Consider the following 12,530-nt stretch of genomic DNA (forward strand, 5'->3'; position numbering starts at 1 on the left):
TGTCATTTTGAAATCTCTCTTAATTTTTATTAGTAAATAAGATGCGTTTTCCCTAATTCTCAATGGCAGCATATTCCGATCATTATGGTTACAGCCTTGACGGCAAAAGAAGACTTAGTAAGATGTATGGCAGCAGGTGCGGATGACTTTATCAGTAAACCCGTGAATGGTTCGGAGTTACGTGCTAGGGTTAACTCGATGCTGCGGATTAAGCACCAGCATGACAAGTTGCAAACATTACTACAGCTCAGGGAAGACATGGTAAAGATGGTCTTGCATGATATGCGTAATCCCCTGACCTCTATTTTACTAGCCACCGAAATCTTACTGTTACCTGATTTTCCGATTCACAAGCAGCCAAACAAAATTAATCAGATTATTTCTTCTGTGCAACATCTGCAATCTTTGATTGATGACCTATTGCTGATGGCCAAGTTAGAATCTGGCAAAATGATGCTAAATTTTCTAGAAATAGACTTAAATCAACTATGTTTATCAGCATTAACTAATTTTGAAGCGATCGCAGATCAAAAAAATCTCCGAATCCTCAGTGAATTAACCCAATCTCATCTGATTGTCAATTTAGATGCTTTGATATTTCGTAGAGTTATAGATAACCTTTTATCCAATGCCATCAAGTTCTCACCAAAAAACAGTCAAGTGATCCTGCGAACTGATGATTTAGATACAGGGGGCGTGATAGTTGAGATTGCTGATTCCGGTTCAGGAGTTACTGAAAATCTCAAACAGGTCATTTTTGAAAAATACGAAGTGGGAACACTAATGCCAGAAGTTACACAACTGGGTTTAGGATTAGCATTTTGTAAAATGGCAGTGGAAGCCCACGGTGGCAAAATCACCGTTAAAAATAACCAACCCAAGGGGGCAGTATTTACAGTCTTTCTGCCAAAAGTATGAGAACTGGGGACTGGGGAAAAGAAAGTAGGGGAAGCAGGGGAAGCAGGGGGAGAAAAATACAATGCCCACTCATTACTCACTACTCACTACTCATTACTCATTACTCACTACTCATTACTCATTACTCTTTTCCCGATTAATCCAAATCCCTCTGAGTCCAGCCGTTTTTGATCCTTGATAGTCTTCTACAATACTGTCACCAATATGCCATGCTGACCCAGGGGAACAGTCATGCTTTTCTAAAGCAGCCGCAAAAATTTTGGGGTTGGGTTTGGCTGCACCTACTTGAGTCGAAATGGTCACAGACTTGAAAAAATGACTCAATTCTAAAGCTTGCAAGACTGAGTAAATCCGGGAATCAAAGTTAGACAACACACCTAATTCAATCCCTAAATGTTTCCAGTTGCTCAGAGATTGCAAAACATCAGGATAAATAAACCACGGTTCGGCTGTACCAAAGTGAATGTAAAGTTCTCCAAAAAAGTTAGAGAAGTCAGCAAATTGATTGATGATACCTGCACTTTCAAAAGTGTTTAAAGCAATAGTTCGCCACCACTCAAATTCTCGTTGGGGAATATCTTCTAATTCAGCATCAGGAAATATTGGTGGTGGTGCAGCTTTAAAGCTGTCCTTAAATGCTTGATCTAAAATCTCTGTGGAAGCTTCCACACCAAACTCTAGGGCTAACTGACTATAAACTTTACCGACGCTGCCTTTGACACCAAAGAGTGTACCCACTGCATCTAAAAAAATAACTTTGGGTCTTTCCATTAAACTTGCTGACAATGATGAATTTTAATTTGGCTAGTGGAAATTATAGTGGTTAAGATTTATCATCTGCCACTGAAGAAAGTGTTTCTATAATAGGACGGACTAACCAATTAAAACCAACTTTTAATTGATGATCAAAAGTTGGCATTCTATACAAGTAAGCTAGACGACGGGCAATATAGGCTAAAGAACCGTCTAACTTAATTCCTAATCCTGTTAAAGTGGCGTTATCTTTACCTAGTGCCATCATTTCCCCTAACTGTTGATAGCAAAAAGGTAGCAAGGGGCGATTTGTTAAAGAAGCCCAGATGTTCCAGGCTGTATAATCGGCTTGTTGAAAAGCGGCTTGGGCTGTAGCGGGAATTTGTTGACCATTCACATCAAGACAGTCGGCTAAGTCTCCCAAAGCAAAAATTTCTGGATGGTCAAGGACTTGTAATGTGGTGTTAGTCGTGATTTGACCGCGCTGGTTTTGTTTTAAAGGCAGGGCTTTGACTACAGGTGCAACCCGTGTCCCCACAGTCCAAATGACCACATCTACAGGGATTGTATCTACTTGACTTTTATACTCTAGGGAGATGGTATCTTGGGTAATTGATTCAATTTTGGTTTCTAAATCGAGAAATACACCCCGCGCCTCTAAAGCTTTTTTAGCGGCTTCGCGGTTAAATTCTGGGGAAGTCCTTAAAATTTGGTCGCTAATTTCAATTAAGCGAAAACGTCCTCTGTCGCCTAGCCTATCTGCCAATTTACAAGCTAATTCCACCCCACTGTAGCCACCGCCAACAATAGCTACTCTAATTTTCTCTGCATTGGATTCTTCCAAAATTCGCAGCCGTTCTTCGAGGCGATAAGCATCATTGATAGTGCGGAAAGGGAAAGCGTAGGATGTCGCACCAGGAACTAAATCTAGGGGAGTTTCTCCACCTAGGGCTAATACTAAGCGATCATAGGGAATAGCTGGGCCATCTTGTAAGTTGACCTGTTTCTGGTCAAGATCAATTCCAGAGGCGACTGCTTGATAAAAACGTACACCTGTGCATTGTAAAAGTTCTGCAAAAGGAGGGGCAATTTCCCAAGTTTGCAGTTCCCCGGTGAGTAATTCGTACAATAAAGGGGAAAATAGGAAGCGATGGCTTTGATCAACTAGGACAATTTCGGGTTTTTGCTCAGATTCCCAAGGTAATTGACTTAAACGCAAAGCTGTGTAGAGACCACCAAAGCCTCCCCCAAGGATCACAATTCTCATAGTCTGTTCAGTCATGGTTTCTACGGGATATCTATCCCAGCAAGGCAACTAACTCTCAGTGTAATGATTTATCGCAGTCTGTGACCATCAAGCAGAAATCTCTAAATTGAATGGTAGCGATCGCCTAATTTTCTGTAAAAATAAAAGACGCTACCTCACGCCAACGCTATTCTTGAATTATCTCCTCAACCTTAAAAGTTTTTCCGGCTACTGTTACTTGGTCTGCTGATACTAATTTCCGACCTCGCCGGGTTTCAATCATGCCATTGACTTTGACATCACCATCATTGATCATGAGTTTGGCTTGACCTCCTGTTGAGGCTATACCCACAAATTTAAGAAACTGGTCGAGTTTAATCATGTTGAAAGTTAAAAAATAGTAACTCACTATAAATTTTACCGAAGCGATCGCGACTAAACCAAGCATCCCAGCCATGAGGTATGCTGAAACTTGCGATCGCACTCCTAAATAATGCACCCAGAACACCACTAAATACAGCAATCAATCCAGTTAAGCTCACAATTCTAAGCAAAACCATGATATGAATTGCATTTCCTCTGCTCAATCATGGTAAGCCAAAGAATTTAGTAATCAAAGGCAACAATTTACCGCAGGCTTCAACTAACTTCTCGGTTGTAGGTAAGTCAGCAATTGTACCTTTCAAGAATTTAAGAGCCGTTTTTGCTATTTTCTGCATTGCTCCATCTTCCGGTTTTTGACCTGCTTCTGCAATTACTTTTAACTGTTCTAAAGCTTCTTCTTTGTCTTCATCACCTAGGTTTTTATCAGCTTCAATAGCAATTTGTAATTCAGTTAGGAGTTCCTTTATCCCTGGTTTATCTGGTTCAGGAGATGCGGGTAACTGATTAATAGTATTTGTCACACTGCCACTAATTGCGCCAATAGCAACACCTGTCATTGCAGAATTTTCACCCACGGCAGAAATTCCACTGATGTTCCCTTGAGAGCCACTGATATTGATATTTCCTTTACTTTGTGACATAAAAAACTCTCCTTGATTTTGATATGTTTCTACATAAAACTTAGGCTGATGTATGGCATTCTCTAGAAGTCTTTCTAAGCTTTGAATCCGTTCTTCTTTTTCCTTAATTCCTAAAAGTAGAGTTTGTAAATCACTATAAGGCAAAGATTGAATTTCAGCATATTTTTGAAAATATTCTTGATAAAGTTCTGAGCGATTCGCATCATTATTTACTATAGCTTGCAGGCGAATTTTGTCTTTTCCTCTACCTTCTAAAGCAACGATTTCTAATTCAGCTTCTGGGTGATTCTCTGCTAGTTGTGTAACAGCGATCGCCGCAGCAGTTGGATCAATTCCTTCATAATGAAATAAATCAAGAGTTTTGAACTTATTAGCTACTTGACGCGGATCAATATTTTGCGTCTGGTAGAGATCAAGCGTTTTGATAATCGGGGCGATAAATTCTGCAAAGTCACCTGCTTGAAAAGTTTCCCGCCGATTATCTGGTTTGCGGCAAGGATCGGGATCATCCTTGGTTGGTAGCTGCATATATATGTAATCACATTTGATATCTTCAAGTTTAGTATCAGTGGAAATTCCCCAGTTTTGAATATAAGCTCCTGTTAAACAAGCTTGATTTAAAATAGTTTGATATAGCTGTGCTTGGGCAAGTTTTGCCCCTACTAAATTAGCATTTTGTAAATTGGCTTCACTCAAATCTGTACCAATAAAACTAGCATCTTGCAAATTAGCATTTTCCAGATTTAATTCTCGGAGATTTAAGCGATCAAAGTTTTGTTCTCTACCTTCTTTGGTAATGACTAACTGCTGTAATTGGGAATTTTCTAAGTATGTATCTTCTAAACGAGCTTGAGCTAAATTTTGTGATTGAAACCAGCAGGTGCGGGTAAGTATAGCTTGGCGCAAGTCTACACTTTTGAGGTTAGCTTGGGTAAAATTAGCATCTGTTAAATTAGCACCGCGAAAGCTAGTTCCACCTTGGGAAACAATACTAATTGCCAAGGAGCGAATCAGCAAGTATTTTGGATTTCCAGTTATAGCTTGTCTTCCTACATAAAACCCAAAGGCGATCGCTACTAAACCAACTATGCCAGCCATGATGTATGCTGAAACTTGCGATCGCACTCCCAATAACGCACCAACAAAAGCACCAATTACAGCGATTAATCCCGTTAAATTCACAATTCCCGGTAAAACCATAGCTCTGGCGACAGCTACAGCTAAAGCCATATTCATCACACCAACAATTGAGCCAGCTATAGCCAGTATCACTAATATTGCTCCGACTGCCGAAGAAGTTCCTATCTCATTTTCGGGAAACAATGCTAATAAAATAATCGCGCAAGCAGCTACTACTTCCGCTAATGTTGCTAGTATTAACCCTAAACCTTGCCAGAGAATAATAATTAAAAAAATCGTTACAGTAAATATTGCTATTACTCCAAAACCAGGGGATATGTTAGCATTACCACTTAACAAATCCCCAATAATTGCACCACCATAAGCGGCAATTAATCCGGCAAATAATGATACAATTAGTGACAATAAAGCAGAAACAATTACCCGGAAAATTGGCAATCCAGCCTTAGCAGAGGTGAAATTTACACAAACGAGAATAGCATTACTAAAATTTGCGCCACGGATATCAGCATGACTGAAATCAACTCCCGTGAGGTTTTTTCCCCGGAAGTCTTTGCCCCTTAAATTAGCATTGGTAAACTCATTTGCCATTACTATTCAACCGTACTACTGAGGGGCATTTCCATCTCAGTACAGACCTGATTACTGGGATTTTACACATAATCGGTGGGTTGTTGCTGACATGAGTAGATGTTGCTTTTTTTACTAAAAATACACTTGTGGCTTCTCTTTCCTCCAGGCTAATAATCGCATAAACTGCGCGATCGCGAACATAACTATCTGGATCTTTGCTTGCGTTATTCAGAGCCAGATAAACATCTTCAAACAGATCCGCCGGATACGCATATTCTGCATAACGGTTAAGCTTCCCTAAAGTATCAGCCGCTTGAGCGCGTACTTGAGGGTCAGGATTTTGTAGAGCCAGAATTAAAGAGAGAACATGATCTTCAATTCTGCTCAACGCATAGGCTACATGAGCGACAAAGTCACGATTTGGATCTTGGAGTGCGTTAATCAGCACCGGAACAGCTTTTTTTGCTTCTGCTTCCATACCAAATTCGCCTAGAGCATAAGCCGCATAAATGCGCACATCATTATCTGGGTCTTTCAGTGCATTAATCAAAGCCGGAACAACATCTTTTGCTTGTGTGCCAATTTCTCCCAGTGCATCAGCAGCATGAGCGCGAACACTACTATCTGAATCTTGGAGTGCATTAATCAGAGCCGGAACAGCTTCTTTTGCCTCTATACCAAGTCTTCCTAAAGCATCAGCAGCCTTTTCGCGTACAGTAGGATATGTATTTCCTAAAGCGCGAATTAAAGCGGGAACAGGATCTTTACCAATTTTTTTGAGCGCATTAGCAGCGACTACCCGGACATCTTTGCTTTTGTTATCTAATAAATTATTCAACAAAGGTACTGCTGGTAATGCTTCCGCACCAATTTCACCCAGTGCAGCAATCATAGTGATGCGGAAGTTTTCATCTAAGGTATTTAGACTTTTGATGAGAGATGGAACGGCTTTAGACTTACAGGCTACCACGGCATTAAAATTAGCAGGTTCAGCCTGATTTAATTGCTGGATATGCTTTTGAATTTCTACCTCACTGCATGAAAGCTGATTTAATGGAGTTTGCGCGATCGCTTGAGTATTTGTACTGATTACAATCCCAATGAAAGCTAGAGTCGTCAAGATAGCAGTTGGATATTTTCTGGCATTTTTCAGCATAATCAACTCCCGACAGTCAACCGTCAACCATCAACATTTTTATTTACGTTGCACGTTGAGCAAATATGCTACTTAACGCTTCTAAACCATTCAGTTATTCCCTCTGCTAAAGTTTTGGCTAACTTTTTCTGTTCTTGGGGATTTGTCACCCACTCAAACTCATTGGGATTGCTCATAAAACCCAACTCTAATAATACTGACGGCGCGGCGGCGGGGCGTGTCAAGGCTAAGTTATTCCAAAATACACCGTAGGAAGGTCTACCGAGTTTCTCTACTAGATAGTTTTGCATAAAAATAGCAATACTATGAGCTTGGGTATGATACCAAAACATACCCACACCTTTAGTATTTTCCGCATCACCAGCATCGGGTAGAGCGTTGTAATGAATCGAAAGTGCGATCGCCGGTTCTTCTCGATTGATAATTGCTTGACGCTCTGGCAGAGATACTTCTTGATCTGTTTCCCTCGTCATCACAACTGTTGCACCCTTTTTAACTAATTCATCCCGCAACAGCTTAGATACAACCAAATTTACATCTTTTTCTAAATATCCAGTCGGCCCAACTGCACCAGATTCTTTACCACCATGCCCTGGATCTAGTAGAATCTTGATACCAGATAGGGGTTTTTGCCTATTTTGCTTGATAACAGGCGGATGACGTAAAACCAAAACCAGGGTTGTACCGTTATATCTCAGCTTATATCCCCACTGTTGATTTTTTTTGAGGTTGAAGGTGTATTGAACCTGTCCGGGGGCTACCTGCTGCCAATCTAGGCGAGAAATCAGGGGGTCATCATCCAGGCGAATGATATCAGTTTGGGCAGTGGTGTTGTAGAGTGTCAATGTAAAAGAGTTATTGCCTTGTTGCACACTCACAGGTACACGAGTTTGTAGGGGGAAAACCATCTCTGTTGCACCGGGAAGTCTTCGATATCCGACACTGCGAATAATTGAGCGTGGCGGAATAGCTCCTGGTAAAATGCGGGTTTCCTTACTATTAATCCAAGCACCATAGTCTAAACGCAACCATTCACCTTCTTTTCCTGTGACAGTTGCCCGTGTTCCCTGGGGTAGTGGAGTAAGTCGAGAATGATCGGTACTAGCACCAGTACGAGCCACACCAGCCTCTACTGTCACCTCTGCCACTGGTAACTGCGCCGGTGAGAGGATGGTAATTTTGCCAGTTCCTGGTTGAGTTATCGTCTTACCATTCAGCCTGAGTTGAAATTCCGGTTGACCCAGATCGATATTTTGACGTGAATCTGGGACAACAGTACCAGAGATGATGTTATTGCCGACAATTTGGGTAAAGGAATCAGAAGCAGGTGCTGGAAATGTAGTACAACCCTCATATTTTCCCACGCTAGACTGGGTAGTGGGTTGATTCTGCCCCGTCAAGGCTGCCAAATTGCTGGGTAGTTGTGCCTGTTGTGGTTGAGGCAAAAGTGCCACAGTCTGACTTGCCAATTTCACAGAGACACTGGCGTTAGGGGGTGCGACTGCGCTAAAACAAATTAGTTCTCCCGGTAGTCTGGCAATGTCGGCGACTGGAGTTAGAGAACCTTGAGCAAAGGCTAACCCTTGGGGTATCTCAGGCTGGGTGCTGATTCTGTTCACCTTAATCTGAAGCACTTGATCTTGGTGACGTATCTCAAAAATATTCTCTCCCAACTTTAACGGGAAACTTGGCGCAAAATGGCCAGACTGACTGCGGGTAATTGGCGTACCATTAATGAGAACTTGTCCATTAGGTGGTGCTGTGCCAATAAAAAAGATTTTTTCTGCACTAGTCTGGTGGTTGGTTGGGGGATAAACAACTTTCAGAGATGGATTAGGTTCTGCCAATGCTACAGAGGAGGAGATAAAGCAGCTTAAGATTACTGGGAGTAGGAATTTTTTCACAGCAGGATCACAGATAATTCACTATGTCATACCAATTCACAAAAATTCTGCAACAGATTCAAATTCAGAAAGCCTTGTCAAATCTGGGTTTCTGAATTGCGTTAGCGTAGCAGGACGCTAGTCCATTGCGAATTGCGAATTGATATGACTGTGGCACAATGTCGGGATGTTTTTTCGGAAGGTATTTTTAGCAGTCGATGGCAACTCAAACTACTATGACTAAGTTTATCTTTGTAACTGGGGGTGTGGTTTCCAGTATTGGCAAAGGCATTGTAGCAGCAAGTCTGGGCCGTTTACTCAAATCACGCGATTATTCAGTGTCGATTTTGAAACTCGACCCATATATTAATGTTGATCCAGGCACAATGAGTCCTTTTCAGCATGGGGAAGTGTTTGTTACCCAAGACGGTGCAGAAACCGATTTAGACTTGGGACATTACGAACGCTTTACTGATACCTTGATGTCGCGGCTCAACAGCGTTACGACTGGTTCAATTTATCAGGCTGTAATTACGAGTGAACGTCGTGGTGACTACAATGGCGGCACTGTACAGGTGATTCCCCATATTACTAATGAAATTAAAAAACGGATTTTATTAGTTGCTCAAGCTACTAACCCATCTGTAGTGATTACGGAAATTGGCGGTACTGTAGGCGATATTGAATCACTACCGTTTTTGGAAGCTATTCGTCAGCTACGCAAAGAGGTAGGACGGCAAAATGTGCTGTATATGCACGTTACCCTAGTACCTTATATTGCTTCGGCGGGAGAAATGAAAACCAAGCCGACGCAACATTCAGTCAAGGAACTGAGATCCATCGGCATTCAACCTGATATTTTAGTATGCCGGAGCGATCGCCCCGTCCCAATGGGATTAAAGCAAAAAATGTCGGAGTTCTGTGATGTGCCTGTAGGGTGTGTCATCACCGCCCAAGACGCTAGCAGTATCTATGAAGTCCCACTAATTCTAGAACGGGAAGGACTGGCAGAACAAGCTCTAGACTTGTTGCAGATGGAACAACGCCAGCCAAATCTAGAAAAATGGCAAACGATGGTAGAAAGATTATACAGTCCCAAACACACCGTAGAAATCGCCATTGTTGGTAAATATGTCCGGCTGAGTGATGCCTATTTATCTGTCGTTGAAGCACTACGTCATGCTTCCTTTGCCACACACGGAGATTTGCGCCTGCGCTGGGTGAACTCAGAAGATTTGGAAATCGAATCAGCAGAAAAATACCTTGCAGGGGTAGATGGTGTACTTGTACCGGGAGGTTTTGGCACGCGTGGGGTAGATGGTAAAATTGCCGCTATTAAATACGCCCGCGATCGCCAAATCCCCTTCCTCGGTTTATGCTTGGGAATGCAATGTGCTGTCATTGAATGGGCTAGAAATGTTGGCGATTTAACAGCTGCTAACAGTGCAGAATTTGATCCATCTACTAATTACCCAGTTATTAACCTGTTACCAGACCAACAAGATGTCGTAGATTTAGGCGGAACAATGCGCTTAGGTGTATATCCTTGCCATATTCTCCCCAATACTCTGGCATCCCAGCTATATCAAGCAGAAGTCATTGATGAACGGCATCGCCATCGCTATGAGTTTAATAACACATATCGCCAGTTATTATTAGATTCTGGCTATGTAATCAGTGGAACTTCCCCTGACGGACGCTTAGTAGAGATTGTAGAATTGCCGCAACATCCATTTTTTATCGCGTGTCAATTCCATCCAGAGTTCCAATCCCGCCCTAGCAACCCCCATCCTTTATTTAAAGGCTTCATGCAGGCTGCGATCGCTCGCAATCATCCCACTGCTAGTTTTCAAACACCTGTAGAGGTATCTTAAACAATTCTCAATACCCTACAGTAGCTAAAGGGCATCTACCATCCAAAATTCAAAATCTATTATTGGCATTTTGAATTTACACACAACAACATTAACTTAGGAAGTCTACCATTTTGGATTTGAGATTGTTTTTCCAATTAGTATTAGTAGACTTCATAAAATACAGGGTAAGCATCATTCATAAACTTGGGACTTGAGGAGAGGTTGTGACGTACTGGGTAAAAATTATTTATGAGAGGAAACAATATGTGATCAATTTTGACCGTGTTAATGCCTTTTGTTATGAAAAAAACGGCAGAGTTACCTTTTGGTTGCCTGATAGTGCTATTCCCATTGTGATTATCCCCCAAAATAATCTAGCAGATTATCAAAAAATTCTAGATTATCTAGACAAAGTAACGGGGTTGGAAGTAGAAAATGCCTATTGGGTAAAAATTTTTTATGAAAGAAACGAATATGTAATTAACCTCAATTGTATTAGTTCCTTTTGTCAAGAAACCAACGGCAGGATAACTTTTTGGTTGCCTGATGGTACTATCCCCATCGTTATTAATCCTGCAAGCAACCCAGAGTCATATAATAAAGTATTGCAATACGTGCAGAAGACTACAGGCTATTCTTTTTCTTAGTCATTAATCATTAGTAATTACAAATTACAAATTAATTTCCATGCTAATTTAGCAGCACCTACCATACCTGCTGAGTTACCTAATTGTGCTGGAAGAATTTGTAACCCAGCGCGAGATGTTGGCATGACGCGCTGTGCAATTTCTGCTTTGAGAGATGGTAAAAAAAACTCAAAGCTAGCACTAACACCACCACCAAGAATAATCGCTTTTGGTGTTAAAACATAAATTAAACTAGTTAAACCAATACCTAAATACCTGCCATATTCGTCCCAAAATGCTAAAGCTTTGACATCTCCTGATTGCGCCAGCATTCCTAATTCCGCAGGTTCTTTCCCAGTCAGGCGACGAATAGCTTTGACTGAGGTGTATTGTTCTAAAGAGCCTTGATTTCCACTCTTACACATTGGCCCATCTGTTTGAAGTGTGATTAACCCCAATTCTCCAGCCGCACCTTGATGTCCCACAAACAAATTGCCATTGAGAATAATTGCACCACCAACACCAGTCCCCAAGGTTAACAGAATAAAATTGTCAAATTGGCGGCCAGCACCTAACCAAGCCTCAGCGACACCTGCACAATTAGCATCATTCTCGATAATAGTCGGCTTGCCAATTTTAGCTTCTAACCAATCGGCCAGAGGTATATTTTGCCACCCTGGTAAATTAATCGCAATTTGAGCAATGCGTCCTGTAGCATCAGCCGGGCCAGGAGTACCCACACCAATAGCTATAGTTTGATTATCCGGGTCAATTTGTGCGATCGCATCCACCATAACAACAAACACAGCCTCCGGTGTTGCAGGTTGCGGAGTGGCGACAGTCAAAGATTGCAGACAACTACCATCTTGACTAAATCGCCCTAATTTAATCGCTGTTCCCCCCAAGTCAATCCCAATTACTTGAGAATTCCCCACTTTTCCATCCTCACACCGCAAATTCTCAGCTAGCTTTGACTAAGCTGATCAGAAATTCCCCGACTTGGGGTAATTTACAAAAGCATATTAGCTTTTTTGTGTTTCTCGACCAAAAAATTCTAAGTTATCGGTCTTTTTAGGTGTGATTCTTAAATCAGTGACAATATTAGAACGAACATTTGAGTGTTCTTGCCAAGCTGTAACTGGCGCACCGCGTAAAATGCCAGCCAAAGCCACCGAAAGCATAAATCCACCAGCCGCCGCCGCAATTAAAGAAATGTTATCTTTCACTCTAATCTCTCAATCATTAATAAAGTTATGTATCCCATTCAAAACGCTAAAATTCAAAACAAGAACTCTTAATTTTGAATTTTGACCCTTCACTTCGTTCGAGGGCAGGATTTTGAATTCCCTATAAG

At 41.5% G+C, this 12,530-nt stretch carries 12 protein-coding genes; 3 read left to right on the forward strand and 9 right to left on the reverse strand.

Going from position 1 to position 12,530, the window contains the following annotated elements; translation table 11 throughout:
• The first annotated feature begins 72 nt into the window (after positions 1–72).
• Positions 73–918, forward strand: coding sequence for an ATP-binding protein (locus tag ACM0OR_RS04985; protein ID WP_414575327.1), 846 nt, complete (start codon positions 73–75; stop codon positions 916–918).
• A 114-nt stretch (positions 919–1,032) separates the two neighbouring features.
• On the opposite strand, the gene ACM0OR_RS04990 is transcribed toward ACM0OR_RS04985, so the two are convergent.
• From ACM0OR_RS04990 to ACM0OR_RS05020, 7 genes are all read right to left on the reverse strand, one after another.
• A complete protein-coding gene (locus tag ACM0OR_RS04990) occupies positions 1,033–1,689 on the reverse strand; it encodes an HAD-IA family hydrolase (RefSeq protein ID WP_414575250.1) in 657 nt (218 codons plus the stop codon).
• A 52-nt stretch (positions 1,690–1,741) separates the two neighbouring features.
• The gene (locus ACM0OR_RS04995; protein ID WP_414575251.1) at positions 1,742–2,953 is read right to left on the reverse strand and encodes an NAD(P)/FAD-dependent oxidoreductase; all 1,212 of its coding nucleotides are present in this window, start codon (positions 2,951–2,953) and stop codon (positions 1,742–1,744) included.
• A gap of 151 nt (positions 2,954–3,104) precedes the next feature.
• On the reverse strand, positions 3,105–3,299 hold the full coding sequence (locus ACM0OR_RS05000) for an RNA-binding S4 domain-containing protein (RefSeq protein ID WP_190696588.1): 195 nt from the start codon (positions 3,297–3,299) through the stop codon (positions 3,105–3,107).
• Positions 3,292–3,477, reverse strand: a complete 186-nt coding sequence (locus ACM0OR_RS05005; protein WP_414575252.1) for a hypothetical protein — start codon at positions 3,475–3,477, stop codon at positions 3,292–3,294. Before ACM0OR_RS05005 ends, ACM0OR_RS05000 begins: the two co-directional genes overlap by 8 nt.
• A gap of 27 nt (positions 3,478–3,504) precedes the next feature.
• A complete protein-coding gene (locus ACM0OR_RS05010) occupies positions 3,505–5,673 on the reverse strand; it encodes a pentapeptide repeat-containing protein (protein ID WP_414575253.1) in 2,169 nt (722 codons plus the stop codon).
• The gene (locus tag ACM0OR_RS05015; RefSeq protein ID WP_414575254.1) at positions 5,663–6,811 is read right to left on the reverse strand and encodes a HEAT repeat domain-containing protein; all 1,149 of its coding nucleotides are present in this window, start codon (positions 6,809–6,811) and stop codon (positions 5,663–5,665) included. Before ACM0OR_RS05015 ends, ACM0OR_RS05010 begins: the two co-directional genes overlap by 11 nt.
• A gap of 68 nt (positions 6,812–6,879) precedes the next feature.
• Positions 6,880–8,715: an N-acetylmuramoyl-L-alanine amidase gene (locus ACM0OR_RS05020; RefSeq protein ID WP_414575255.1), complete on the reverse strand. Its 1,836-nt coding sequence runs from the start codon at positions 8,713–8,715 to the stop codon at positions 6,880–6,882.
• A 215-nt stretch (positions 8,716–8,930) separates the two neighbouring features.
• Between ACM0OR_RS05020 and ACM0OR_RS05025 the strand changes: the two genes are divergently transcribed.
• Together ACM0OR_RS05025 and ACM0OR_RS05030 are read left to right on the forward strand one after the other, a co-directional pair.
• A complete protein-coding gene (locus ACM0OR_RS05025) occupies positions 8,931–10,568 on the forward strand; it encodes a CTP synthase (RefSeq protein ID WP_414575328.1) in 1,638 nt (545 codons plus the stop codon).
• A gap of 206 nt (positions 10,569–10,774) precedes the next feature.
• Complete coding sequence (locus ACM0OR_RS05030) at positions 10,775–11,197, forward strand: hypothetical protein (protein WP_190695604.1); 423 nt, start codon at positions 10,775–10,777, stop codon at positions 11,195–11,197.
• 17 nt (positions 11,198–11,214) lie between these two features.
• On the opposite strand, the gene ACM0OR_RS05035 is transcribed toward ACM0OR_RS05030, so the two are convergent.
• The gene (locus tag ACM0OR_RS05035) at positions 11,215–12,111 is read right to left on the reverse strand and encodes an ROK family protein (RefSeq protein WP_414575256.1); all 897 of its coding nucleotides are present in this window, start codon (positions 12,109–12,111) and stop codon (positions 11,215–11,217) included.
• Positions 12,112–12,198: 87 nt separating this feature from the next.
• On the reverse strand, positions 12,199–12,402 hold the full coding sequence (locus ACM0OR_RS05040; RefSeq protein WP_190695597.1) for a hypothetical protein: 204 nt from the start codon (positions 12,400–12,402) through the stop codon (positions 12,199–12,201).
• Positions 12,403–12,530: the final 128 nt, after the last annotated feature.

The organism is Anabaena sp. CCY 9402-a (assembly GCF_963920945.1).
Taxonomy (GTDB): Bacteria; Cyanobacteriota; Cyanobacteriia; order Cyanobacteriales; family Nostocaceae; genus Trichormus; species Trichormus minutissimus.

Coding starts and splice junctions, on each gene's coding strand:
- ACM0OR_RS04990 (WP_414575250.1), bottom strand. CDS start 1,689: ATGGAAAGACCCAAAGTTATTTTTTTAGATGCAGTGGGTACACTCTTT.
- ACM0OR_RS04995 (WP_414575251.1), bottom strand. CDS start 2,953: ATGACTGAACAGACTATGAGAATTGTGATCCTTGGGGGAGGCTTTGGT.
- ACM0OR_RS05000 (WP_190696588.1), bottom strand. CDS start 3,299: ATGATTAAACTCGACCAGTTTCTTAAATTTGTGGGTATAGCCTCAACA.
- ACM0OR_RS05005 (WP_414575252.1), bottom strand. CDS start 3,477: ATGGTTTTGCTTAGAATTGTGAGCTTAACTGGATTGATTGCTGTATTT.
- ACM0OR_RS05010 (WP_414575253.1), bottom strand. CDS start 5,673: ATGGCAAATGAGTTTACCAATGCTAATTTAAGGGGCAAAGACTTCCGG.
- ACM0OR_RS05015 (WP_414575254.1), bottom strand. CDS start 6,811: ATGCTGAAAAATGCCAGAAAATATCCAACTGCTATCTTGACGACTCTA.
- ACM0OR_RS05025 (WP_414575328.1), top strand. CDS start 8,931: ATGACTAAGTTTATCTTTGTAACTGGGGGTGTGGTTTCCAGTATTGGC.